Genomic DNA, 23,833 nt, shown 5'->3' with positions numbered 1-23,833 from the left:
CGGGTCCCGTATGTGCGGACCCGTCACGCGAAACCCGGCGCGTCAGCCGGTAATATGTGCGCTGTCGGGATCCCGCCGACACCACCCCACCGAAAGGAACCAGTTGTCACCCGCGTCCGAGGGCGCCGTTCAGGAGGGCTCCTCTACCGAGCCGGGTGACAAACCCGGCGCCATCGATCTTTCGGGGCCATCGGCCCCAGCCCTTCAGACGGCCGGGTGGTGCTGACCTTGTCGGCCCTGCTCACCGTTCTCAGCCTTCTCGGCTTCATCGCACTGACCGCCGGTACCGCGTTGTTCGTGGCCGCGGAATTCTCCCTCACCGCCCTGGAACGCTCCACCGTGGAGGCGCACGCCCGCGACGGCGACCGCCGCGCCCGGCAGGTGCGTCAGGCACATCGGACCCTGTCCTTCCAGTTGTCCGGCGCGCAGCTGGGTATCACCATCACCACGCTGATCACCGGCTACATCGCCGAGCCCGTCCTGGCTCGGCTGCTGGAACCACTGTTTCGCGCTGTCGGCCTGGAAGGGCCTGTGGTACACGGCGTTTCGCTCGCCCTGGCGCTGATCATCGCGACCTCGCTGTCGATGATCTACGGCGAACTGGTCCCCAAGAACATCGCCATCGCCTCCCCGCTGTCCACCGCGCGCTGGACCGCCGGGCCGATGATCTGGTTCTCCATGGTCTTCCGCTGGCTGATCAATTTCCTGAACGGCACCGCCAACTGGGCGGTGCGCCGCCTCGGAGTCGAGCCCGCCGAGGAACTGCGCTCGGCGCGTTCGCCTCAGGAGCTGGGTTCGCTGGTGCGAACCTCGGCCCTGCACGGCGCCCTGGATCAGCGCACCGCGCAGGTGGTGGATCGCTCGCTGCAGTTCGGTGAGCGCACCGCGGAGGAACTCATGACCCCGCGCGTGAAAATCACGGCGCTGGACCAGGATTGCACCATCGCGGACCTGATCGACGCCGCCCGCGAGACCGGCTTCTCCCGATTCCCGGTGATCGACGGCGATCTCGACAACACACTCGGCGTGGTGCACATCAAACAGGCCTTCCTGCATCCGGTCTCCGAGCGCCGCACCATCGCGCTCAAGACCATCGCGCAGCCGGTGCCGATCGTGCCCGCGAGCCTGGACGGTGACGAAGTGCTCGAACGCGTACGCGCGGACGGCATGCAGGTCACCCTGGTGGTCGACGAATACGGCGGCACCGCGGGCATCGTCACCATGGAGGACCTCATCGAGGAGATCCTGGGCGATGTGCGCGACGAGCACGACGAGGAGGAACTCGACGTGCGCCGCACCTCCGGCGGCTGGAACTGCTCCGGTCTGCTGCGCATCGACGAGGTCTCCCGCACCACCGGATACGACGCCCCCGAAGGCGAATACGAGACCCTCGGCGGTCTGGTGCTCACCCGCCTGGGCCGCATCCCGACCACGGGTGAGGAGGTGCTGCTGCCCGAGCCCGGCAACGGCCCGCACACCCTCGAACCGCACACCCGGGGCGGCTGGATCGCCAAGGTGGAGCGCATGGACGGTCATCGGATCGACCGGATCCTGATCCGCCCGATCGACGCCGAAGCCCTCGCGAGCTGGGAGCGCAGTCATGGGTGACTTCTACGGCGTGCTGCTGGCCCTGGTCCTGCTGCTGGCCAACGCGTTCTTCGTGGCCGCGGAGTTCGCGCTCATCTCCGCGCGCCGCGATCGCCTCGAAGCCCTTGCGGCACAGGGCAAGCGCAGCGCCAACACGGTCATCGAGGCGGCGCAGAACCTGTCGATGATGCTGGCCGCGGCGCAGCTGGGCATCACGATCTGCTCGATCCTGCTGGGCCGGGTCGGTGAACCGGCGGTCGCGCATCTGCTCGAGGGGCCGTTCGGCGCGCTCGGCGTGCCCGATCAGCTGCTGCACCCGATCTCGTTCGCACTGGCGCTGTCCATCGTGGTGATCCTGCACATCCTGCTCGGGGAGATGATCCCGAAGAACATCGCGCTGGCGGGGCCGGAACGCTCCGCGCTGCTGCTGGTTCCGATCCATCTGATGTGGCTGCGCCTGGCGCGCCCGCTCATCGCGGTCTACAACTTCGCCGCGAACATCACGCTGCGGGCGCTGCGGATCGAACCCAAGGACGAGCTCGATTCCACCGTCTCCTCGGTCGAACTGGCCGAGATGTTCGGTGAATCCCGTTCGGAGGGACTGCTGGACGAGGAGGAGCACCGCCGCCTCACCCAGGCGCTCGGCTCGAGCGATCGCATCGTCGCGGATGTGATGGTGCCGTTGGCCAAGACCCGCTCGGTCCCGCTGCGCGGTGACGGCACCACCCTGGGAGATGTCGAATCAGCGGTCGCCGAGACGGGCTACTCCCGCTACCCGGTGCGCGCGGCCGACGGTTCCCTGGTGGGTTACCTGCACGTCAAGGATGTGCTGGATCTGGTCGCCGATGACGCGGCCGGACCCAATACGCCCATCCCGCGCACCGATATCCGCCCGCTGCCGACGCTGAGCCTGGGTTCCACCCTGTTCGAGGCGCTGGCCCGGCTGCGCCGCACCAACTCCCATCTGGGACGCGTGGTGGACAGTCGCGGCAATACGGTCGGCATCGTCGCGCTGGAAGATCTGGTGGAGGAGTTCGTCGGCACCGTCCGCGACGCCACCCACCGGCTCGCGGAGTGAGCATGAGCCAGCTGCCCGTCCGCACGGTATCCGAGGCACCCACGGTGCTTTCGGCGACCGAGTGGCGTGCGCGCGCCGCGGCACATCGCGATCGCGTGGACGTCCTCGTCGGGCCGTATCTGCGGCGGCGGGCTGCCGGCTCGAAACACCCGGTGATCGATTTCCTGTTCACCTACTACGGCCACAAGCCCGCGCAGTTGAAGCGCTGGCATCCGGGGTTCGGGGTGGTGCTGTCCGACGCACCGGAGTACTCCGAAGCTCGTGGCTACCACCGGATTTCACTCGGCGATCCGACCGGCGACTCCCCCGTCACCGGCTGGACCGCCGATCCGGCGTTCCTGGAAAAGCGGCGCGGCACCGTCGAGTTCGTCACGCGCCTGCTCTCGGCGACCGCGGCCCGGCCCGCCCAGCTGTCCTGCTTCGGCCTGCACGAATGGGCGATGGTGTACCGGACCGACGAGGTGCGGCACCAGCAGGTCCCGCTGCGCCTGGGCTCGGCGGGCACCGATGCGGTGGTCGAGTCGATGCAGTTGCGCTGCACGCATTTCGACGCGTTCCGCTTCTTCACCCCCGAAGCGGTCCCCCGCAATATCGAGTCGCTGACCCGCGAGGATCAGCTCCGGCGGGAACAGCCCGGATGCCTGCACGCGAACATGGACATCTACAAGTGGGGTTTCAAGCTCGCCCCGCTGGTGAACTCGGAATTGCTGCTGGACTGCTTCGAACTCGCCTGCGCGGCACGCGAACTCGATATGAAGGCCAGCCCCTACGATCTGTCGGATCTGGGCTATGAGCCGGTGCGGATCGAAACACCGCAGGGCCGTGCGGAATACGTGCGCGGACAAGCGGAGATCGCCGACCGCGCCGAGGCGCTGCGGCAGCGGCTGCTCGGGATCTGCCGCGACCTGCCGGCGCCCGACTGATCCGGCAATCCGGGTGGTGTGTGCTCCCACCGGTGTGCGTAGCGAACCGTGATCACCCGGATCCGGTCGTCTCACGCTCAGCGCTTCCCCGCATGGCTAAGCTCTGGCAAATGCCCGTTTCCAGGGCCGCACGTTCCTTGTCGTAGCGAATCGAGGAGCACGGATGAGCGAAGTTCCGGGGTCCCGACCTGCCTTTCCGCGCCGATCGGCCCTGACGCTGGGAGCAGCGGCGATCGCCGGTCTGGCAGCCGCGTGCGGGAGATCCTCGACCACGTCCTCCGCACCGTCGAGCGCGCCGACCACGCCGCCGTCCGACACCCGGTCCGTCGCCACCGAGGCATACGTGTTCGGGTATCCCCTGGTCCTGATGGACGCCACGCGCGCGGCGGGCGCGCCGGCCAATCGGTTCTTCCACGCGAGCACCCTGCCGACCGCGGCCGATCGCCAGGTCGTGCGCATGAACCGCGACACCCTGTACTCACAGGCCTGGCTGGACCTGAAGCCCGAGCCACTGGTCCTGCAGGTGCCCGACATGGGCGAGCGCTACTGGCTGATGCCCCTGCTGGACATGTGGACCAATGTGCGCCAGGACCCCAGCAGCGTGCGTCCCGGCTCGGACGGGAGCCCGCCCTCGCCACCGTTCACCTACGCGATCACCGGCCCGAGCTGGTCGGGGAACCTGCCGGACACCGTGACGCGACTGGCGATGCCGACCTCGACCGCGTGGCTGCTGGGCCGGATCCAGGTCGACGGTGAGGCCGATATTCCGGCGGTCACGGCCATTCAGCAGCAATTGCGGTTGGTCCCGCTGAGCCGGTGGGCGAACGGTGCCGGTATCGGCGATTCCAGTGGCGCGCCCGCCGATCCGGCCGCGGATCCGGCCGCGCAGGTCGCCGCGATGGACGGCCCGGCCTTCTTCTCCCGGCTCTGCGCCCTGCTCGCCGACTACCCCACGACCCTGGACGACGCGCCCACCATGCAGCGCTTCGCGACCATCGGCATCACGCCCGGCGGCGATGCGTCCAAGCTGCCCACCGATGTCCTGAACGCGGCCGTCGCCGAGGGCAGAGCGCGCATCCCGGCATACACCGATCCCGGGTGGAAGAACGAGAACGGCTGGGAGTTCTCCACCGGTGTGGGCACCTACGGCACCGAGTACCTGACCCGCGCCAGCGTCGCCTGGCAAGGACTGGGCGCGAATCTCGCCAAGGACGCGCTGTATCCCACGGTGTTCGTCACCGCCTCGGATCGGGTGCCGCGCTACCGATTGCGTTTCCCCGCGGGACAGCTCCCGCCGCAGGACGCGTTCTGGTCGATCAGCGCCTACGGTGCGGACAACTTCCTGGTGCCCAACGAGTTCGGCATCTACTCGATCGGCCACGAGACGCCGGTGGTCGCCGGGCCCGACGGTTCGGTCGATCTGGTGTTCCAGTCCGATGATCCCGGTTCGGCTGTGCCCCGGGCGAACTGGTTGCCGATTCCGCCGAGTGGCGGGTTCTCGCTCTCCATGCGCCTCTACGCGCCCAAGGATCAGGCGCTCGACGGGCACTGGCAGCCGCCGAGGCTCACCCCCACCCCGTGACCGAACGGGATCGGCCCCGGGCGTCACGTTCCACAGTTGTCCGAATCGGTCCCTACCGAGCAGTCAGTTTCTGTACTACCGTCCGAAACGTAACCGTGACCACAGTCGCCACCGCGGTGTGCGGCTCGTCACGGATGTGACTCTCAGGGAACGGGGGGTGCCGCAATGCCGCGGTTCTCGGGAATTCGACGGTCCAGGCCGGCGATCATGTTGTCGGCGGTCGCCCTGTGCGCCGCCGCATTGCCGATGGGAGGGGCGTCGGCGGATCTGACCTCCGACCTCGGCTCGGCGGTGCAGCAGTTCTTCGATGTGGGGCGGACCTCGGCCGAACGCGCGCAGTGCGGCGCGGATTCGCTGCCGGAGACCGGTATGCAGGGCGATGTCCCGGCCGCCGATCGCAACAGCGGGCGCAGCGCGCAGGGGTACCGCTGCAATATCTCCTTCGTCGGCGGCTATGTCGGCAAGGGCGCGGGCATCACCTCGGCCACCTACGAGAACTGCTCGTACACCGGCTCGATGTTCCCCGGCAATATCCTGGGCCCGGCCCAGGGCGTACAGGTGCTGGACGTGTCGGATCCGGCCGCGCCGGTCGTGACCGCGACCCTCACCGAACCGGCCATGCTCGCCGGGACCTGGGAGTCGCTCAAGGTCAATGCCGAGCGAAAGCTGTTGGTGGGCACCGGGGTTCCGGTCGGCATCGGCGCGGGGTTCCTGTCGGTGTACGACATCTCCGATTGCGCGCACCCACGGCTGCTCAACCCGGGGTCGGGCACGAATCTGCTGATGCCGCTGCCGATCACGACGCACGAGGGTGGTTTCTCCCCCGACGGGCGCACCTACTGGGCCTCGGGCATCGCGCCCGGCTTCGTGAGCGCGGTCGATCTCACCGATCCGGCGAATCCGCACGTGATCTGGCAGGGGCTCACCGGGATCGAGGCGCACGGGTTCGGGATCAGCCCCGACGGCAATCGCATGTATCTCTCGGCGCTGGGCGGGTTCACCACCCTCGATATCAGCGCGGTGCAGCGACGCGATCCGAATCCGCAGGTGGCACACCTCGGCCGGGTGTTCTGGACGGACGGCTGGGCCACCCAGCACAGCATTCCGGTCACCTACGACGGCAAGCCGTTCCTGTTCACGGTGGACGAGGGTGGCGCGGGCGGGGTGAAGCTCATCGATGTCTCCGACGACACCAACCCGTCGGTCGCCGCCAAGATCAAGCTGGAGATCAACCTGCCGGAGAACCAGGATTCGGCGATGGCCTCGTCCATGGGCGGCTCGGTGTTCTCCTACGACGCGCACTACTGCGCGGCCGATCGCCCGGACAATCCGACCGCGCTGGCCTGCGGCTGGGAAGAGTCCGGCATTCGCGTGTTCGACGTGCGGGATCCGTTCCACGCCAGGGAGATCGCGTACTTCAATCCGCCCGCGCGCACCGGGCACAATCTGGAGCTGTGGAACTCGCCGCATGCGCTGGCGTCCATCATCGGCGTTCCGGTCATGCAGTTCCCGTCGGCGGCGCGCGCCATGCTCGAGGGCAAATTCGATCCCGCCCAGGCGCTTTCGGCCCGCACCGGCATGGTCGCCTTCGGTGATCTGTCGACCGACTGGTGCTTCGCGCCGCCGGAGTGGCACGGCAATCAGCTCTGGACCACCTGCAACGACAACGGTTTCATGGTGCTGCAGCTGGCCGACGACGTGTACACCCCACCCGCTGATCAGCACTCGGTGGTCGGATCGTGACGGGCGACCGACGGGTCCGCGCCGTACTCCTCGGCGTGCTGGCGCTCGCGCTCGTGGCCGGCGGAATGCTGCTGCGGCCCCTGGTGATTCCCGAGAACGAATCCTCCCCGCCGGTCCTCACGCCGACCGAGGTCGGCTTCGTGCAGGACATGACCGCACACCATCAACAGGCGCTGATCATGGTGCAGCGCCTGGACTCCGGGGTGGATCCGGGCGTGCGCGCGCTCGCCCAGCAGATCGCCGACACTCAGCGCATGGAGATCGGCACCCTGCTCGGCTGGCTCCGCCTCGCCGATGCCTCCCCCATGTCCGGGCATCCCATGGCGTGGATGCACAGCGCGGACAGCGCTGCCACGCAGGATCATTCGGGCATGTCCATGCCCACCACGACAGCCGCCGCGGGCAGCAGCATGCCGGGGATGGCCACTCTCGCCGAACTCGACGCCCTCGCCGCCGCCCGCGGCCCGGACGCCGAAACCCTGTTCCTGCAACTGATGCTGCGCCACCACCAGGGCGGCGTGGACATGGCCCAGGCCCTACTGAAACTCGTCCATTCCGGCGCGGTCATGGAGGCCGCGCGCGGCATGGTCACCACCCAAACCCAGGAGGCGGGCCTGATGACCCTCCTGCTGGCCCAGCGCAACGCCCAACCGCTCTCCTGATCCGAGCACGTCACACCGCTGACGTCCCGAACTCACCGGAGCCCCCGATCCGGCGCTGGGTATCGTCGAGAACGCACCCAGCGCCCGATCGGGAGAGGTCGACCAGCACCATGGCTTACCCCCGCACCATCCCCGCCCATATCCACGGCTACCCCGGCGTCGCCTTCGGCGGCTACGTCGCGGGTCTCCTCGCCGACCGAGCGAACCCCTCGGCCCAGGGCCACAAGGCCATTCGCGTGGATTTCCGCCGGACGATCGCCGTCGAGACCCCGATCCTGCTGACCGCTCCCACTCCCGACGGTCACGTCCGCCTGACCTCTACGGACCACACGCTGCTGGCCGAAGCCTCTCCCGCCGAACTGACCGTGGACCCGATCCCCGCACCGTCCTGGGCAGCGGCGAAGGCCGCCACCGAAACCGCCCTGTCCTCGCCTTCGCGAACGGTGACCGACTGCTACGGCTGCGGCGTCGCCGCACCCCGGGGCCTGCGAATCTTCCCCTGGGCCCTACACGATCGACCAATGGTCGCCGCCGCCTGGACCCCTTCCCCGTCTCTCGCGGACGAGTCCGGCAACCTCCCACCCGAGGTGGTCTGGGCTGCCCTGGATTGCCCCAGCGGCATCGCCGCCTGGGCCCGCTCGGGAATGACCCTGGGCGCCTTCACTGCAGCGCTCACCGCCACCCAATTGCGCCCCCTCCCGGCAGGCGCCGACTACATCGCCCACGCCTGGCCCCTGCACCGGGAGGGCCGCAAACACACGGTCGCCGTAGCCCTCTCCACCCCCGACGGCGACCTCTGCGCCCTCGCCGAAACCCTCTGGCTGGACCCCAAACCCGAGCCAACTGCCTGAAACACCGAGCCGGGGTTGCCCGGCCGTGTAGGCGCAGCGGTCAGTTGGCGAGTACTGCGGCGCCGGCCTGGGCGAAGGATTCGTCCTGATCGCCGCTGGGGGCGCCGGCTACGCCGATTCCTGCTATGGGGGCTCCGCCCTTGGCGGTGATGGGGGTGGCGCCGGCGAGGAAGAGGGTGCCGGGGATGTCGGCCAGGCGCGGGGCGGTGTCGAGGCGCTTGGTCAGTTGCGAGGTGGGGGCGTTCCAGGAGACGGCGGTGTAGGCCTTCTGCTGGGCGGAATCGTAGGACTGCGGGCCCGCGCCGTCGCCTCGGAGGGTGACGAGGGTGTTGCCGTTGCGGTCCACCACGGCGACGGTGACGTGCTGGTTTTCCTTGACCGCCGCGTCGAGGGCGGCTTGGGCGGCCTTCGTGGCGGCCGCGATGCTCAGATGGGTGCTCTGCTGCAGGTTCGAGTCCCTGACATCGGCGGAGACGGGGGCTTTGGCGGCCGGGTCGGGGGTTTCGGCGTTGACCGAGACGACACCGGCGACGCCGGCCGCGACTACTGCGGTGGCGGCGGTGCCGAGGAGGATGCGGGTGCGGAGGGATGTGGTCTGCGTGGTCATGCCATCAACACTCGTGGACCGGGCGGGGTTTGCCATCGGACGACCGGGTGGGGGCGGCGAGCGATCCGGGTGACGGGCGTGTCAGCCGATCGGATGACCCCGAGAGCGGCCGGGCACGGGAGAATGAAGGTGTTTCCCCATGTCAGCAGGTCCGAGGAAGGGAGCGGGGTGCAGGTGCCCACACGGAATCGGGACGAGGATCGGCAGCTCGCGCTCATCGTGCACAGCGCGTTCTATGTGTTGCTGGCCGCGTCCACGATGAGATTCCTTCTCCGCCATCCGCATTCGCCGCACATGGTGTGGGTGATCGCGCTCTCGGTGGCGCTGGCGGTGCTGTATCTCGCGAGCGAACTGCGCCGGTCCCGCCGGGTGCTGCTGCTGGCCTTGTTGATCGCCGCATGGTCGGTCCTGGTGCTGCTCGCGCCGAGCTATGCGTGGTGTGCGGTGCCGCTGCTGTACACCGGGTTGCGCCTACTGCCGCTGAAGATCGTGATCCCGCTGGCCGTGGTGATGACCGGGCTGGTGGTGGCCGCACAACTGACACTCGCGGGCTGGGCGGATCCGAATCTGTTGCTCGCGCCGCCCGCGGTCGCGGCGCTGAGCATGGCATTGTTCGTGGGGATGCGACGGCAGACCGAGCGGCAGGCAGCTCTCATCGACGATCTGCGGGCGACCCGCGCCGAACTGGCCGCCGCCGAGCGCCTGGCCGGAACGCTCGAGGAGCGCCAGCGCCTGGCGATGGAAATCCACGACACGCTGGCCCAGGGACTGTCGAGTCAGCAGATGCTGCTGCAGGCCGCCGATCGCGTCTGGAACTCGAGCCCCCAGCAGGCGCGTGACCACGTGCGAACCGCCGAGAGCGTCGCGGAACACAATCTCGCCGAGGCCAGACGCTTCGTGCACGACCTGACCCCGGCCGACCTGGCCGCCGGTGGTTCCCTCGATGCCGCCCTGGCGTTGCTCGCCGACCGCGAGAACGACGAATCCCTCACCGTCCGTTTCCATTCCGACGATCTGCCGCCCGCTCTGCCGGACCGAGTGGAGGCCACGCTGCTGCGTATCGCCCAGGGCGCGCTCGCCAACGTCCGCGAGCACGCCCACGCCACCACGGCGACCCTCACCCTCACCTACCTCGGCGACCGCATCGTCCTCGATATCGCCGACGACGGAACAGGTTTCGTTCCCGCCCACCGCCCTCCGGCGCATCGCGGTCACGGCATCCCCGCCATTCGTGCGCGATTGCGGCAACTGGGCGGTGAGCTGACCATCGAATCCACGCCGGGAGAAGGCACGGTGCTCTCGGCCGCGATCCCCCTGGCGGCCTCGCCCCGGAGTTCCCGGCCGCACGAAATCCCGGCCTCATGAATTCCGAACCGGCCGACAGCAATCCGGCCGATCCCCCTGTGCGCCTGCTGGTCTGCGACGATCACGCCGTCGTTCGCGCCGGGCTGCTGGCCCTGCTGGCCAGCGCCCCGGGCATCGAGGTGATCGGTGAGGCCGCCGGCGGCGCGGAGGCGGTGGCCCTGGCCGCGGGCCTGCGTCCCGACGTGGTCCTGATGGATCTGCAACTGGGTGCGGAGATGGACGGCATCGAGGCCACCCGCCGAATCACCGCACTGCCCGACCACGCTCCGCGCGTGCTCGTGCTCACCACCTACGACACCGACGCCGACATCACCCGCGCCATCGCCGCCGGTGCGACGGGATACCTCCTCAAGGCCGAACGCCCCGAGGAGCTTTTCGCCGCCATTCACGCCGCGGCCCAGGGCCGTACGACGCTGTCGCCCGTGGTCGCCGATCGCATGATGTCCCACCTGCGGAACCCGCGCCCCACCCTCACCGCGCGCGAACGCGACATCCTCGCCCAATTGGCAAGCGGCTCGGGCAATCGCGAGATCGCCCGAGCCCTGCACATCAGCGAGGCCACCGTGAAGACCCATCTCGGCCGCATCTACGACAAGCTCGGCGTGGAGACCCGCGCCGCCGCGGTCGCTGTCGCCAAGGAACAACGGCTGCTCGACTGACATGACTGCCGAGGCGCCGTCCCTGGACACCTCGTTCAGCCCGTGACCATCGTTGCCGCGCGCGAACACCCACGCGGTCGGGCACCGCCGACCGAGTCGTCCCCGGTGCCCTGCCGCGGTGGGGACCTACAGGTTCCCGACCGCGTGCTCCAACCGCTGCGCCACCAGTTCCCGCGCCTTCTCCCGCAGCAGCGGCCGATATCCGCTGGGGTACACCGGATCCGCGGGCGCGTAGGTCTTGAGGACCTCCTTGGCGAGGGTGATCTTGTGCACCTCGGTCGGCCCGTCCGCGATCGCCATGACCTGCGCGTAGTTCATCATGTCGGTGAACGGCAGGTCGGTGCTCACGCCGATGGCCCCGTGCAGGTGCATGGCGCGCTGGGCGATGTCGTGCATGACCTTCGGCATCGCCACCTTGATCGCGGCGATGTCGTGCCGGACCTTGCGGTAGTCCTGCTCCTTGTCGATGCGCCACGCGGTGCGCAGCACCAGCAGCCGGAACTGCTCCATCTCGATCCAGCTGTCGGCGATCTTCTCCTGCGTGAGCTGGAATCCGCCGAGCACGCCCTTGCGCATGGGCCGCGAGACCGCCCGCTCGCACATCATGTCGAATGCCTTGCGCACCAGGGCAACCGTGCGCATGGCGTGATGCACGCGGCCACCGCCCAGACGGGTCTGCGCGACGACGAAGCCCAAACCCTCCGCGCCCAGCAGGTGATCCGAGGGCACCCGCACATCGGTGAAGCGCAGATGTCCTTCGTGCTCACTGAATCCGGGCACGGCGAAGTTCTTGACGATCTCGAGTCCGGGCGTCCCGGCCGGCACGATGAACATCGAGAGCCGCTTGTGCGGTTCGGCCTCCGGATCGGTCACCACCATGACGATGTGGAAGGCCGCGTGCTCGGCGGCGGAGTTGAACCACTTCTCGCCGTTGATGACCCAGTCGTCGCCGTCGCGCACGGCCAGGGTCTTGAAGGAGGTCGGGTCCGAGCCGCCGGTGGGTTCGGTCATGACGTAGCAGGACCCGATCTCACCGTCGAGCAGCGGCTGCAGGTATTTCGCCTTCTGCTCCGGCGTCCCGAAGTGCGCGAGGATCTCGGCATTGCCGGAATCGGGCGCCTGACAACCGAATACGAGCGGCGCCCACAGCGAGGTGCCCAGCACCTCGTTCAGCAGAGCCAGTTTCAGCTGCCCGTAGCCGGGGCCGCCGAGCTCCGGGCCGAGGTGGCAGGCCCACAGCTCCTGCTCTTTCACCTTGGCCTGCAACGGCTTCATGAGCGCCCGGATCTCCGGGTTGTCGCGGTCGTACGGGTTCGGGTAGAGCAGATCCAGCGGCTCCACTTCGTTCCGGACGAACTCCGCGACCCAGTCCAGCTTCTTCTGGTACTCCGGATCGGTATCGAAATCCCACGCCATGATCAGCCTTTCGTCGCTTTCGAGGGGTGTGCGGTCGGTGCGGCGACACCGTCGAGGATGGTGCCGGTGAGAACGTCGGCGATCTGGTCGGGCCCGTACTCGCCGTCGGCGTGGTACCAGGCGCTGACCATATTGAGCATGGCCACCGTGCTGAGGGTGACCACGTGGTCGTTGGTGCGCAGTACGCCGGCGGCGTACCCGTCGTCGAACACCCGCTGCCAGCGCCGCTGGATGCCGTCGCGCAGTTCCTGCAGGTCCGCGGCGCGTTCGCCGGTGAGCGCGCCGGCATCGCGCAGGGCGATGGTGACGTCGTGCCGGTGCTCGACGATCAGCCGCACGTGGCTGCGGATCAGATTGCGCAGCATGGCGATCGGTTCACCGCCCGCGTCGGTGATGCGGGCGACGTCGTCGAGGATGAGCTGGGTGTAGTTGCGGCGGATCTGGAAGAGCAGTTCCTCCTTGGATCCGATGTGGTAATACAGTGCGCCACGCTGGATTCCGGCGCGATCGCCGATCTCCGAGACGCTGGTGGCGTGGAAGCCCTTCTCCGCGAACAGCTCCCGCGCGGCCTGCTGGATCCGCTCGCGGGTCTCACCCGGGCTGGCCTCGGAGGCGGGCGGGCGGCCGCGCCGCCGCGCCGGAACCTCGGCCGTCATCGGAATCCGCCGTCCAGCGCGAGGGTCGCCCCGGTACAGAAGGCCGAGGCGTCCGAGGCGAAGAACACCGCCGCGCCGACGATATCGGCGGGCACCCCGATCCGCCCCAGCGTGGTCTGCCGGGCCAGATGGTCCCGCATCTCCTGTGGCCAGGCCTTGGCGATATCGGTGTCGAACGCCCCGCAGCGGATGGTGTTGACCCGCACCGCGGGACCGTAGGTCCGGGCCAGGCCGCCCGAGAGCGCCTCGAGTCCCGCCTTGGCGGCCGCGTACGGCACGGCCAGCGGTTCGGGATGCGCGGCCTCGATCGAGGAGATGTTGATGATCGATCCGCTCCCGGCGGCGGCCATGCGCGCCCCGATCAGCGCGGAGAGCCGGAACGGCCCCTTGAGATTGGTGGCGATGATCTTGTCGAACATGCCCTCGGAGACCTGCTCCAGACTCGGGTACAGCAGCGACATGCCCGCGTTGTTGACCAGGACGTCGACCCGCCCGAACTCGGCGTACGCCGCCTCGACGAGGGCGTCGCACTGGTCCCAGTCCCCCACATTGCAGGCGACGGGAAGGGCGCGCCCACCGTGTTTCTTCCTCAGCTGTGTGGCGAGTTCCTCACACGAGTCCAGCTTGCGACTGGCGATCACCAGGTCCGCGCCCTCCTCGGCGAAGGCGAGCGACATCTCGCGCCCGAGCCCCCGGCTACCGCCGGTGACCACAACCACCTTGTCCGACAAGGACTTTCCCATGTATCGCACCTTCGTCCACGGAACCGATTTAATGTTCCACCCAGTACATTAAATGTACCGGACGATACAATCAAGACCCGCCGAGAAACCCGAAAGACCGGTACCCGGGAATATCGACGCATACCGGCGAGTAACATGACGGGCGTACTTTTTTATCCGGCTTTCTCGAAACGAGGCAGTAGATGACAGAGCGGATTCAGGTCGGCGGACTCCAGGTCGCGCGCGTTCTTCACGAGTTCGTGGAGAACGAGGCACTTCCGGGTACCGGCGTAGACTCCGCCGCGTTCTGGTCGGGTGCCGAGACCGTCATCAACGAGCTCGCCCCCCGCAACCGTGCTCTGCTCGCAGAACGCGACGACATCCAGGCCAAGATCGACGAGTGGCACCGCGCCAACCCCGGCGCCGGCTACGACAAGGCTGCCTACAAGCAGTTCCTGTCCGAGATCGGCTACCTGCGTCCCGAACCGGCCGACTTCCAGATCGGCACGGAGAACGTGGACGCCGAAATCGCCACCCAGGCCGGCCCGCAGCTGGTCGTGCCGGTGATGAACGCCCGCTTCGCCATCAACGCGGCGAACGCGCGCTGGGGCTCGCTGTACGACGCCCTGTACGGCACCGATGCCATCTCCGAGGAGAACGGCGCGGAGAAGGGCTCGAGCTACAACCGGGTCCGCGGTGACAAGGTCATCGAGTGGGCGCGCAATTTCCTCGATGACGCCGTGCCGCTGATCACCGGTTCGCACATCGGTTCCACCAAGTACTCGATCGAGGACGGCGAGCTCGTCGTCGGACTCGAGGACGGCACCGATATCGGCCTGGCCGATGGCGATGCGCTCGTGGGCTACCTGGGCGAGCCCGAGAACCCCACCTCGATCCTGCTGAAGCACAACGGCCTGCACATCGAGATCCAGATCGACGCCGAATCCCCCATCGGTTCCACCGACACCGCCGGTGTCAAGGATCTGGTCCTGGAGTCCGCGGTCACCACGATCATGGACTTCGAGGACTCGGTCGCGGCCGTGGACGCCGAGGACAAGGTCCTGTGTTACCACAACTGGCTCGGCCTGATGAAGGGCGACCTGTCGGAGTCGGTGTCCAAGGGCGGCAAGACTTTCACCCGCACCATGAACGCGGACCGGGTCTACAAGACCGTCGGCGGCGAAGACCTGGTGCTGCACGGCCGCTCGCTGCTGTTCGTGCGCAACGTGGGTCACCTCATGACCTCCGACGCCATCCTGGACAAGGACGGCAACGAGGTCCCCGAGGGCATCCTGGACGGCCTGATCACCGTGCTGGCCGCCAAGCACGCCCTCAACGGCGACACCAAGCTGAAGAACACCCGCACCGGCTCGATCTACATCGTGAAGCCGAAGATGCACGGCCCGGACGAGGTCGCCTTCACCAACGACCTGTTCGCCGCCGTCGAGGGCGTGGTGGACCTGCCCGCCAACACCCTCAAGGTGGGCATCATGGACGAGGAGCGCCGCACCACGGTGAACCTGAAGGCGTCCATCCATGCCGCCAAGGACCGCGTGGTCTTCATCAACACCGGCTTCCTGGACCGCACCGGCGACGAGATCCACACCTCCATGGAGGCCGGGCCGATGGTCCGCAAGGCCGAGATGAAGGCGCAGCAGTGGATCAAGTCCTACGAGGACTGGAACGTCGACACCGGCATCGCCGCGGGTCTGCCCGGTAAGGCCCAGATCGGCAAGGGCATGTGGGCCATGCCCGATCTGATGGCCGACATGCTGGTCCAGAAGATCGGACACCCCAAGGCCGGCGCGAACACCGCATGGGTGCCCTCGCCGACCGCCGCCACCCTGCACGCCACCCACTATCACCTGGTGGACGTGTTCAAGCGGCAGGCCGAGATCGCCAAGGGCGGCCCCCGGGCCACCGTCGAGGAGATCCTCGAGATCCCCCTCGCGCAGTCCACCGAGTGGACCGCGCAGGAGAAGCAGCAGGAGCTGGACAACAACTCCCAGGGCATCCTGGGCTACGTGGTCCGCTGGATCGACCAGGGCGTCGGTTGCTCCAAGGTGCCGGACATCAAGGATGTCGGCCTCATGGAAGACCGTGCCACCCTGCGCATTTCGAGCCAGCAGGTCGCCAACTGGCTGCGCCACGGCATCGTCACCGAGGCCGAGGTCATCGCCTCGCTCGAGCGCATGGCCCCGGTCGTGGACCGCCAGAACGCCGGAGACTCGAGCTACTTCCCGATGTCCCCGGACTTCAACGCCTCCATCGCCTTCCAGGCCGCCAAGGAACTGGTCCTCGAGGGCACCAAGCAGCCCAACGGCTACACCGAGCCGATCCTGCACCGCCGCCGCCGCGAGGCGAAGGCCTTCAACAAGAGCGTGTAAACGTCGCAGCCGAACAGGCTGAGCAGCAACGGAATCCCCCGTCCGGAATTCGGACGGGGGATTCCTTCGTCCGCGGGTCCGGACGCGATACAGCCACCACGACGGACCCGGCCGCGCGGTCGGGCACTTCGCGCGGGCACGGGTGGGCCGAGAAATGTGACACAAGAGTGTCTCAAATGCGCCGGGGCGGGGTGCGCGATACGGGCTCGGGCGGGGCGGAGCGTGGGTAGGGTGCGCTGCGACAGCCATCTGCAGTGAGGAAGTTTCATGGGTTCTACCGCCCTCGACGTCGTCAACCTGCTCCTGTCCCGTGTGAACGGGGCATGGGCGTGGGCTTCCAGCGGATCGTCCGGGCCGATGCCGCTGTAGTACCCGACGCGTCGGGAATACGCGAGTGCGCCCCTCTGCCTGGTCGGCAGAGGGGCGCACTGCTGTGCTCACCGGCACGGGTTGTCGCGGCTCAGTAGCAAGGTTGTCGCGGCGAGATCAGGGGTGTCGCGGCGAGCAGGTCGGCGGGGCGGCCGCCGGGGGCGCGAGGCTAGGCGACGGCGATCACGACCTTGCCCGCGGGGTGGTGGGTGGCGAGGTAGTCGATGGCGGCGGGGGTGTCGGGCAGGGCGAAGGTCCGGTCGAGAGTCGGAACGAGAGCACCCGAGGCGGCCAGTTCGGCTACGGCGGTGAGGGTTTCGGGTTTGGGCAGGACCAGCAGGGCCCGGAGACGGTGTCGGGTGAAGGGTGAGAGCACGGTGGCGCGCAGGGACCGGTCGGTGCCGCCCATCCAGCGGCCGCCGTTCTCGCCGCCGCCCAGGACCAGGGTGCCGGTCGGGGTCAGCAGCGCTCGGACTTCCGAGAGAGGTCGGTTGCCCGCCATGTCGAGGATGAGATCGTAGCTGCCGGTGATGGTTTCGCGGGTGTAGTCGATGACCCGATCGGCTCCGAGCGCCTGCACCATGGCGGTCTTGGATCCGCTGCACACCCCGGTGACGTGTGCGCCGAAGTGTCTGGCGATCTGCACGGCGAGGTGCCCCACTCCCCCGCCCGCGCCGATGATCAGGACCTGCTGCCCGGGCTGGATGTGCCCGGCGTCGCGCAGCCCGGCCAATGCCGTCATCCCCGAGGTGGGCAGCGCCGCCGCCTGTTCGAAGGTCAGACCGACGGGCTTGTGCTGCAATCGATCCGGCGCCGCACAGGCGAATTCGGCGAACGATCCGGGCACGGTCCCGAACACCTCGTCACCGGGCGCGAATCGGGTGACCCCCGCGCCGACCGAGTCCACGACGCCCGCCGCATCCCAGCCCCGGATCCGGATCTTGGGCCGGCGCAGCCCGAGTGCGAGCCTGCCGACCAACGGCAGCCCGGTCATCAGATGCCAGGCGCTGGGATCCACTCCGGCCGCCTTGATCCGGATCACCACCTCGCCCGAACCGGCTACGGGCATGGGCACATCGGAGTACGAGAGCGTCTCGGTGGTGCCGTACGCGTCCTGGGTAATGGCCTTCATCACGACTCTTCTTCCGGGTATTCGAAGACTTCGTCCAAGGGCGCGCGGAACACCCTGGCGATCTGGAACGCCATCTCCAGCGACGGCGAGTACCTGCCCTGTTCGATGGCGATGACGGTCTGCCGGGTCACGCCCACGCGGTCGGCGAGTTCCGCCTGCGTCATCTCGCCGTGCGAAAACCGCAGCGCGCGAATGTTGTTGGTGACCCTCGTCGACTTCACCACGGCCAGAACCCCCGCCGGTAGGCGATGACCTTCGCGACCGAGCCGACCACGGCCGAGAGCGTGAAGCCCAGATACAGCACGTTCGCGATCCAGAACCGATCGGCCTCGATCATGGCCAGTACCAGCGCCGCCACCGCGCCGAGCACCACGAACGCCTGCCCGACCCAGTTCCCCATCCGGTCGATCTCGAGATCGCGCTGATCCTTGCGATCACCGTCCCGCGAGCCGATCGACACCGCGATGCTCGCCACGATCGACACCGCGATCGAACCACCGACGGCCCACACCAGCGGCCGGACGTACGCGACCCCGGACAGCGGGCCGTCCTGAGCCCGAATCAGCACCACGACCAGGTAGACGAGATACGAGACCACGGCCGCGACGCCCATGATCCAGGTGCGTTTCTCCTCGTAGGGCATGCACTCACTGTAAAGAATTACAGACATCATGTAAAGAATCTTTGACAATGCCCCCGCACACGCGCGAGAGCCGGGACCCGTTGGCGGATCCCGGCTCTCGCTCTTCGGTGGCGCCGGTTGAGGCGGCGCGCGGGGAGGGGTGGTCCGGTTCTACTTGCCCTTGAACGACACCGGCAGCGACTCCAGCCCGCGGATGACGACATTCGGCTTGAACGGCGGATTCTCCGAAAGCAGCTCCAGCGCACCGACTTTGCGCGTGATCACGTCCAGCAGGATCTCCATCTCGAGCAATGCCAGCGGCGCGCCGAGGCAGTAGTGGATTCCCAGGCTGAACCCGAGGTGCTTCTTGGCCGGATTCTTCGGATCGGAGTACCGGGTGAGGTCGGTGCGGTCCGGATCGGGGAAGACGGCCTCGTCGTGATTGGCCGAGTTGATCAGGATGACCACGCCGTCGCCCTTGTCGAAGTCGTGGCCCGCCACCGTGATCGGCCGGGTGGCGGCCCGGGTGGTGATCTGCACCGACGGCTCGAGCCGCAGCAGTTCGTCGGGCGCGACGCCGAGCAGGTCCGGCCGCTCGCGCAGCAGCTCGATCTGATCGGGCGAGCGCAGCAGCCGCAGCATGCCGGTGCCGATCAGATTGGCCGTCGTCTCGTGCCCGGCGACGAAGGTGGTGATGCAGGTGGCGAGCAGTTCCTGCTCGGTCAGCACATCACCGCGGTCCTCGACCTGCGAGAGCACGCTCAGCAGATCATCGGTCGGGTTCACCCGTCGCTCGTTCAGCAATTCACGGAAGTAGGTCATGAACCCGCGTGAGGCCGCGCTGCGGGCCTTCAGCGCCTCCTCCGGCAGCGTGTAATCGTGGTCGAAGCCGCGCGCCAGATCCAGCGACCACTGGTGCACCTGCCCGTACGCCTCGGGCGGCACGCCGATGAGCTCGCACGCGATGATCAGCGGCAGCGGATAGGCGATGAACTCGACCAGGTCGAATTCCCCCGCCGCCAAGGCCTTGTCGACGAGTTGCTCGGTGAGTTGCTCGATCCTCGGCCGCAGCCGGGTCACCATGCGCGGGGTGAATCCCTTGGTGACCAGGTTGCGCAGCCGGGTGTGGTCCGGCGGCTCCATCCACAGGAACGAGGTGGGCAGCTCATCGGCCGCGTTCTCCGGCGAGACGGTCGGGTGCATGAGCCCCGCCTCTTCCGCGTGGCTCCACGCGGTGGTGGACAGCACCGCCGCGCAGTCCTCGTACCGGGTCAGGACCGGAAAGCCCAGCGGCGTGACATGCACGGGTCCGGCTTCGCGCAGCACGCGCGCCGGGGTGTAGGGATCGGCCCGGCCCTCGGGTCCGAAGAGTTGGACCATGGCCTCGAGAACGGCCGGGTTCTGTTCGTCGACAACGGTTTCCGTATGTGAAGCGGCCACGTGCGGAGCAGCCATATCAGTCCTCCTGTGTTCGACGGTGAGATGACGAGGTGAGGGACAAGCCCGTGCCGCGCAGCACGATCCGGCCGACGATCCCGGGATCGGTCAGGGCGGCCGGTGCTTCGACCAGGTGCGCGACCCGCATGAAGGTGCGTGCGACCCGGGGATCGTGGTGCGCCGCGCGATGCGCCCGCGCGACGAAGGCGTTCGTCAGGCGGGTGCGCACGGTGCGCTCACCCGCCACGCCGGGATTGCTCAGATCCGATTCGGCGGCGAGCCGCCAGGCCAGCTCCACCGATTCGGCCGCGGCGGTGTGGAATCGAGCGGGCAACTCGCTCGGGGACGGCTCGCCGGCCAGACACGCCCGCAACGCGAGCGCTTCGAGCGCCGCCACGGTCATCCCCTGGGCGTAGAGCGGATTGAACGCGCATTGCGCGTCCCCCAGCACCAGCAGGCCGGACGGGCTCGTCGGCATTCGATCGAAGCGCCGCCGCGTCGCGGCCCGGAACCGATAGGGCACAGCGTCATCGAGCGCCTGCGATCCGGTGATGATCTCGTGGATGTCGGGCGTGGTGAGCGTGCCCGCGTACTCCTGGAATCCGGCCGGGTCGGTGGGCGGATGGTCACCGAGCATGCCCGCCAGGGTGACGAGCCAGCGGTTGCCCTCCACCCGCACCGCCCCGCCGCCGCGCCCGTTCTTGCCGGTCGAGACGATCACCGAGGACTGCCCGTCCAGCTGTCCGTCGCGATGCCGATACACCCGCGAGGCGTATCCGAGGTCCACTTCGAGCTCTTCTTCCGGCGGCGGCTCCGCGCCGATCCCGCCGAGCCACTCGCGGATTCGCGATCCGCGACCGCTCGCATCGACCACCAGATCGGCGGGGATGGTCGCGGCTTCGCCGTCGCGGCCCACGATCACCCCCGATACCCGATCCGGATCACCGGTCAGCCCCGATACCGTGAGTCCTTCGCGCAGTTCGACATTCGGCAGCGCGAGGGTTCGCTGCCGCAGCACCGATTCCAGCAGCGGCCGGGTCGCGATGACGGAGGTGAGACCGGTGGGCGTCGGGGTCAACCGCGCACCGCCGACGTACCAGCGGGTGCCGACCAGCACCTCGGCGGTGGTGGCCCCCTGCCGCACCAGTTCCTCGGTGTATCCCGGATACAACTCCTCCAGGATGGCGCGCCCGCGATCGAGCAGCCCGTGCAGATGCCGGCCCTGCGGCACGCCCCGCCGGACTCCCCCGTCCAGGAGCACATCACGCTCGAGAATCGTTACCCGCGCACAGAATTCGGACAGCACGCGCGCCGCGAGCAGTCCCGCGAAACCCGCGCCGATGACGACCGCGTCCCGCCCGGCCGGGCTCACATCGTCACCGGCAGCGCGGCCAGACCGCGATGGATCAGGCTCGGCCGGTACTCGAGGGCGTCGGTGGCCAGCCGCAGTTCCGGTGCGCGCGCGAGCAGGGTGCCGATGGCAGCTTCGGCTTCGATCCGGGCCAGCGGCGCTCCGACGCAGTAGTGGATGCCGAGGCTGAAGCCGAGATGCTTACGCGCGGGCTGGTTTCCGGCGTACCGGGTCACGTCGAACGCGTCGGCGTCGGCGAAGACCCGGTCGTCGCGGCTGGCCGAGGCGGTGAGCACCACGACGCCGTCCCCGCGCCGGAATTGCCGCCCGCCGACCACGGTGTCGGTGAGCGCGACCCGAATCGTGAACTGCGTGGGCGCGTCGTAACGCAGCATCTCCTCCAGCGCGGGTCCGATCAGTTCCGGGTGTTCGCGCAGTATGCGCAGCTGGTCGGGATTGCGCAGCAGCGCGAGTATGCCGCTGCCGATCAGATTGATCGAGGTCTCCATGCCCGCGACCAGCGTCAGCAGCGACATGCCGATGACCTCGGGCTCGGTCAGGACCTCACCGTCCTCGCTCACGGACACCAGTTGGCTCAGCAGATCCGGGGTGGGCGTGCGCTTCTTGCGCGCGATCAGTTCGGCGAAGTGGCCCATGCATTCCACCGCCGCCTTGCCGCGCGCGGCCACGGCGGCCTCGTCGAGCAGGCTGTCCGGATCGCTGCCGCGCGCGATCGCCAACTGCCACTCGCGAAATCGCGGCCCGTCGGCGGGGTCCGCGCCGAGCAGTCGCACCGGAATCATCGCGATCGCGAGCGGCACCGCGAGATCCTCGAGCACGTCCAGCTCACCGCGGCTGACGGCGGCGTCGACGAGATCGTCGACGACCTTGCCCGCGACCGGAACCAGTTCCGCGACCGTGCGCGGGGTGAACGCCTTGGCGACGATCTTGCGATAGCGGCCGTGCTCGGGCGGGTCCATGCGCACGAACGAGCCGGGGATGGCAGCGGTGGCATCCCGGAACGGGCTGATCCCGGCCGAGTAGCCGTGCCCCCAGTCCGGGCTGGTCAGCACCGTGGAACATTCCTCGTAGCGGGTCACGAGAGTGACCGGCACATCCCCGAATTCGTAGGGGAACAGCGCGGCGGCATCACGTACCCGCCGATAGGCCGGATACGGATCGGCCCGCTCACTCGGCTCGAAGGCATCGAAGGTGATCTCGGGGACAGCGGTGCTCATAAACCCTCCACACGGACGCGCAGTTCGGACATGCCGCGCACGACCACGTTCGGCCGGTACGGCGGTTCTTCCAGCAGGGTCAGGCGTCCCACCCGACATGCGATGGCGTGCAACACCTCCCGCATCTCCAGGCGTGCCAGCGGCGCGCCGAGGCAGTAGTGCAGCCCGAGCCCGAACGAGAGATGCCGTTCGGTCTTGCGGCCCGGGGTGTACCGGCCGATATCGAAGCGATCGGGGTCCGCGAACGCCGCGGGGTCCCGGTTGGCGGCGGCCATCATCACGATGACCGCGTCGCCCGGCGCGAATGTCCTTCCGGCGACGGTGATCTCGGCGTGCGCGGTGCGGGTGGTCAGGTGCACCGGCGCGTCGTAGCGCAGCACCTCGTCCACCGCGGGCCCGGCCAGCTCGGGATCCGCGCGCAGTCGCTCGAACTGGTCCGGGTTGCGGATGAGCGCGAGCACTCCGTTGCCGATCAGGTTGACCGTGGTCTCGTGTCCGGCGACCACCAGGATAAGCAGGGTGCCGATCAGCTCGGAGTGGGTGAGCCGCACACCGGCCTCCTCGGCCTGCACCAGCGCCGAGATCAGGTCCGCGCGTGGGGCTTCGCGCCGCTGCCGCACCAGATCACCGAAGAACGCGGTGAATTCGTGCACGGCCGTCGTACGCGCGGCCAACTCATCCGGGCTCAGCAGCAGGTCCGGATCGAGACCGCGCGCGATGCCCGCGGACATGAGCCGCACCTGCTCGTGCGCCTCGGGCGGCACACCCAGCAGTTCGCAGATCAGGGTGAGCGGCAAGGGATAGGCCAGGGCCTCGAGCAGATCCACCTCACCGGCGGCGAGGATGCGGGTGAGCAGGTCCTCGACCAGCGTGTGTGCGCGCTCGGTCAGACCGGTGACGGTGCGCGCGGTGAACGCCTTGCCGACCAGTCCGCGCAGCCGGGTGTGGTCCGGCGGCTCCATCCAGAGGAACGAGCCGGGCAGTTCGACATCGCTGTCGCCGTGCAGCAGGTCGGGTTCCTCGGCGTGACTCCAGTGTGGATCCAGCAGGATCGCCTGGGCCTGTGCGTAACCGGTGACCAGTTGAGTGTCGTGGGGTCCGGGGACGAACGGCCCGGCCGCGCGCAGCACCTCGTAGCTGTCGTACGGGTTGTGCCGCAGGTGCGGCGCGACACTCTCGACGACCGCCAGTTGCACCGGGGTCACCTCCGAGACGGCGGCTTGATCGGAACTCACCGGCAACTCCTGAAGGCTGTGTGAATACCGCCGGCAATGAATACCGCCGGCGGGGCGGTCACATTCCGCGTCGGCGGCGAAACAATTCCGCCGCCATCCTGAACCGGTTCCGGCCTGGGCGAACTCGGCTATCGCCGCTTCCTATCGCCTGATCACGGTATCCCGTTATCGTGCAACGTAATTGGTTGATCGAGCCTGCTTATCACCGTGT

Annotated in this window: 21 protein-coding genes; 10 read left to right on the top strand and 11 right to left on the bottom strand. The window is 68.5% G+C overall.

All coding sequences use genetic code 11. The features are described 5' to 3' along the window. The first annotated feature begins 228 nt into the window (after positions 1 to 228). The 7 genes from NJ1_RS07925 (at position 229) to NJ1_RS07895 (ending at position 8,426) form a co-directional block, all read left to right on the top strand. Positions 229 to 1,608, top strand: a complete 1,380-nt coding sequence (locus tag NJ1_RS07925) for a hemolysin family protein (RefSeq protein ID WP_067689813.1) — start codon at positions 229 to 231, stop codon at positions 1,606 to 1,608. Then, positions 1,601 to 2,665, top strand: a complete 1,065-nt coding sequence (locus NJ1_RS07920) for a hemolysin family protein (RefSeq protein WP_067689577.1) — start codon at positions 1,601 to 1,603, stop codon at positions 2,663 to 2,665. The genes NJ1_RS07925 and NJ1_RS07920 overlap by 8 nt, the downstream gene beginning before the upstream one ends. Positions 2,666 to 2,667: 2 nt before the next feature. After that, entirely contained in the window at positions 2,668 to 3,588 is a 921-nt protein-coding gene (locus NJ1_RS07915) for a 3-methyladenine DNA glycosylase (RefSeq protein ID WP_067689574.1), read from the top strand. 163 nt (positions 3,589 to 3,751) lie between these two features. Further along, positions 3,752 to 5,170 carry a DUF1254 domain-containing protein gene (locus NJ1_RS07910; RefSeq protein WP_067689571.1) on the top strand — a complete coding sequence of 473 codons (1,419 nt, stop codon included), beginning with the start codon at positions 3,752 to 3,754 and terminating at the stop codon, positions 5,168 to 5,170. A 207-nt stretch (positions 5,171 to 5,377) separates the two neighbouring features. Continuing rightward, complete coding sequence (locus NJ1_RS07905) at positions 5,378 to 6,913, top strand: LVIVD repeat-containing protein (protein WP_422615737.1); 1,536 nt, start codon at positions 5,378 to 5,380, stop codon at positions 6,911 to 6,913. Next, positions 6,910 to 7,575, top strand: a complete 666-nt coding sequence (locus NJ1_RS07900; protein WP_067689565.1) for a DUF305 domain-containing protein — start codon at positions 6,910 to 6,912, stop codon at positions 7,573 to 7,575. Before NJ1_RS07905 ends, NJ1_RS07900 begins: the two co-directional genes overlap by 4 nt. A gap of 110 nt (positions 7,576 to 7,685) precedes the next feature. Then, positions 7,686 to 8,426, top strand: a complete 741-nt coding sequence (locus NJ1_RS07895) for a PaaI family thioesterase (protein ID WP_067689562.1) — start codon at positions 7,686 to 7,688, stop codon at positions 8,424 to 8,426. Positions 8,427 to 8,466: 40 nt separating this feature from the next. Here NJ1_RS07895 and NJ1_RS07890 read toward each other — a convergent pair whose 3' ends face one another. Next, positions 8,467 to 9,033: a GlcG/HbpS family heme-binding protein gene (locus NJ1_RS07890; RefSeq protein WP_067689559.1), complete on the bottom strand. Its 567-nt coding sequence runs from the start codon at positions 9,031 to 9,033 to the stop codon at positions 8,467 to 8,469. 174 nt (positions 9,034 to 9,207) lie between these two features. Here NJ1_RS07890 and NJ1_RS07885 point away from each other — a divergent pair, with 174 nt between their 5' ends. After that, positions 9,208 to 10,398: a sensor histidine kinase gene (locus NJ1_RS07885; protein WP_245717271.1), complete on the top strand. Its 1,191-nt coding sequence runs from the start codon at positions 9,208 to 9,210 to the stop codon at positions 10,396 to 10,398. Then, the gene (locus tag NJ1_RS07880) at positions 10,395 to 11,057 is read left to right on the top strand and encodes a response regulator (RefSeq protein WP_067689556.1); all 663 of its coding nucleotides are present in this window, start codon (positions 10,395 to 10,397) and stop codon (positions 11,055 to 11,057) included. The genes NJ1_RS07885 and NJ1_RS07880 overlap by 4 nt, the downstream gene beginning before the upstream one ends. 126 nt (positions 11,058 to 11,183) lie before the next feature. Here NJ1_RS07880 and NJ1_RS07875 read toward each other — a convergent pair whose 3' ends face one another. From NJ1_RS07875 to NJ1_RS07865, 3 genes are read right to left on the bottom strand one after another with little or no spacing between them, the layout of a single operon-like run. Continuing rightward, complete coding sequence (locus NJ1_RS07875; protein ID WP_067689553.1) at positions 11,184 to 12,473, bottom strand: acyl-CoA dehydrogenase family protein; 1,290 nt, start codon at positions 12,471 to 12,473, stop codon at positions 11,184 to 11,186. 2 nt (positions 12,474 to 12,475) lie between these two features. Next, complete coding sequence (locus tag NJ1_RS07870; protein WP_067689550.1) at positions 12,476 to 13,129, bottom strand: TetR/AcrR family transcriptional regulator; 654 nt, start codon at positions 13,127 to 13,129, stop codon at positions 12,476 to 12,478. Further along, positions 13,126 to 13,872: an SDR family NAD(P)-dependent oxidoreductase gene (locus NJ1_RS07865; protein ID WP_067689548.1), complete on the bottom strand. Its 747-nt coding sequence runs from the start codon at positions 13,870 to 13,872 to the stop codon at positions 13,126 to 13,128. The genes NJ1_RS07870 and NJ1_RS07865 overlap by 4 nt, the downstream gene beginning before the upstream one ends. Before the next feature lie 182 nt (positions 13,873 to 14,054). On the opposite strand from NJ1_RS07865, the gene NJ1_RS07860 reads away from it, so the two are divergent. After that, complete coding sequence (locus NJ1_RS07860; RefSeq protein ID WP_067689545.1) at positions 14,055 to 16,238, top strand: malate synthase G; 2,184 nt, start codon at positions 14,055 to 14,057, stop codon at positions 16,236 to 16,238. 538 nt (positions 16,239 to 16,776) lie between these two features. On the opposite strand, the gene NJ1_RS07855 is transcribed toward NJ1_RS07860, so the two are convergent. From NJ1_RS07855 to NJ1_RS07825, 7 genes are all read right to left on the bottom strand, one after another. Then, positions 16,777 to 17,739, bottom strand: coding sequence for an NAD(P)-dependent alcohol dehydrogenase (locus NJ1_RS07855; RefSeq protein WP_067689542.1), 963 nt, complete (start codon positions 17,737 to 17,739; stop codon positions 16,777 to 16,779). Then, the gene (locus NJ1_RS07850) at positions 17,739 to 17,960 is read right to left on the bottom strand and encodes a helix-turn-helix transcriptional regulator (protein ID WP_218025147.1); all 222 of its coding nucleotides are present in this window, start codon (positions 17,958 to 17,960) and stop codon (positions 17,739 to 17,741) included. The genes NJ1_RS07855 and NJ1_RS07850 overlap by 1 nt, the downstream gene beginning before the upstream one ends. Continuing rightward, entirely contained in the window at positions 17,957 to 18,382 is a 426-nt protein-coding gene (locus NJ1_RS07845; RefSeq protein WP_174557053.1) for a hypothetical protein, read from the bottom strand. The genes NJ1_RS07850 and NJ1_RS07845 overlap by 4 nt, the downstream gene beginning before the upstream one ends. Before the next feature lie 150 nt (positions 18,383 to 18,532). After that, on the bottom strand, positions 18,533 to 19,816 hold the full coding sequence (locus tag NJ1_RS07840; RefSeq protein ID WP_067689535.1) for a cytochrome P450: 1,284 nt from the start codon (positions 19,814 to 19,816) through the stop codon (positions 18,533 to 18,535). Between the two features lies 1 nt (position 19,817). Then, entirely contained in the window at positions 19,818 to 21,170 is a 1,353-nt protein-coding gene (locus tag NJ1_RS07835) for an FAD-dependent oxidoreductase (RefSeq protein WP_067689533.1), read from the bottom strand. Continuing rightward, on the bottom strand, positions 21,167 to 22,387 hold the full coding sequence (locus tag NJ1_RS07830) for a cytochrome P450 (RefSeq protein ID WP_067689531.1): 1,221 nt from the start codon (positions 22,385 to 22,387) through the stop codon (positions 21,167 to 21,169). Before NJ1_RS07830 ends, NJ1_RS07835 begins: the two co-directional genes overlap by 4 nt. After that, entirely contained in the window at positions 22,384 to 23,622 is a 1,239-nt protein-coding gene (locus tag NJ1_RS07825) for a cytochrome P450 (protein ID WP_067689808.1), read from the bottom strand. The genes NJ1_RS07830 and NJ1_RS07825 overlap by 4 nt, the downstream gene beginning before the upstream one ends. Between the last annotated feature and the right edge of the window lie 211 nt (positions 23,623 to 23,833).

Origin of the sequence: Nocardia jejuensis NBRC 103114, assembly GCF_001613145.1 — a bacterium.
In the GTDB taxonomy this organism is placed as follows: domain Bacteria; phylum Actinomycetota; class Actinomycetes; order Mycobacteriales; family Mycobacteriaceae; genus Nocardia; species Nocardia jejuensis.
This window is presented reverse-complemented; position numbering and strand designations above follow the sequence as displayed.

Excerpts from the sequence above, each read along its gene's own strand:
- NJ1_RS07915 (WP_067689574.1), top strand. The coding sequence starts at position 2,668 with ATGAGCCAGCTGCCCGTCCGCACGGTATCCGAGGCACCCACGGTGCTT.
- NJ1_RS07870 (WP_067689550.1), bottom strand. The coding sequence starts at position 13,129 with ATGACGGCCGAGGTTCCGGCGCGGCGGCGCGGCCGCCCGCCCGCCTCC.
- NJ1_RS07860 (WP_067689545.1), top strand. The coding sequence starts at position 14,055 with ATGACAGAGCGGATTCAGGTCGGCGGACTCCAGGTCGCGCGCGTTCTT.
- NJ1_RS07845 (WP_174557053.1), bottom strand. The coding sequence starts at position 18,382 with ATGCCCTACGAGGAGAAACGCACCTGGATCATGGGCGTCGCGGCCGTG.
- NJ1_RS07875 (WP_067689553.1), bottom strand. The coding sequence starts at position 12,473 with ATGGCGTGGGATTTCGATACCGATCCGGAGTACCAGAAGAAGCTGGAC.
- NJ1_RS07880 (WP_067689556.1), top strand. The coding sequence starts at position 10,395 with ATGAATTCCGAACCGGCCGACAGCAATCCGGCCGATCCCCCTGTGCGC.
- NJ1_RS07840 (WP_067689535.1), bottom strand. The coding sequence starts at position 19,816 with ATGGCTGCTCCGCACGTGGCCGCTTCACATACGGAAACCGTTGTCGAC.
- NJ1_RS07910 (WP_067689571.1), top strand. The coding sequence starts at position 3,752 with ATGAGCGAAGTTCCGGGGTCCCGACCTGCCTTTCCGCGCCGATCGGCC.
- NJ1_RS07920 (WP_067689577.1), top strand. The coding sequence starts at position 1,601 with ATGGGTGACTTCTACGGCGTGCTGCTGGCCCTGGTCCTGCTGCTGGCC.
- NJ1_RS07865 (WP_067689548.1), bottom strand. The coding sequence starts at position 13,872 with ATGGGAAAGTCCTTGTCGGACAAGGTGGTTGTGGTCACCGGCGGTAGC.
- NJ1_RS07895 (WP_067689562.1), top strand. The coding sequence starts at position 7,686 with ATGGCTTACCCCCGCACCATCCCCGCCCATATCCACGGCTACCCCGGC.
- NJ1_RS07905 (WP_422615737.1), top strand. The coding sequence starts at position 5,378 with ATGTTGTCGGCGGTCGCCCTGTGCGCCGCCGCATTGCCGATGGGAGGG.
- NJ1_RS07830 (WP_067689531.1), bottom strand. The coding sequence starts at position 22,387 with ATGAGCACCGCTGTCCCCGAGATCACCTTCGATGCCTTCGAGCCGAGT.
- NJ1_RS07855 (WP_067689542.1), bottom strand. The coding sequence starts at position 17,739 with ATGAAGGCCATTACCCAGGACGCGTACGGCACCACCGAGACGCTCTCG.
- NJ1_RS07890 (WP_067689559.1), bottom strand. The coding sequence starts at position 9,033 with ATGACCACGCAGACCACATCCCTCCGCACCCGCATCCTCCTCGGCACC.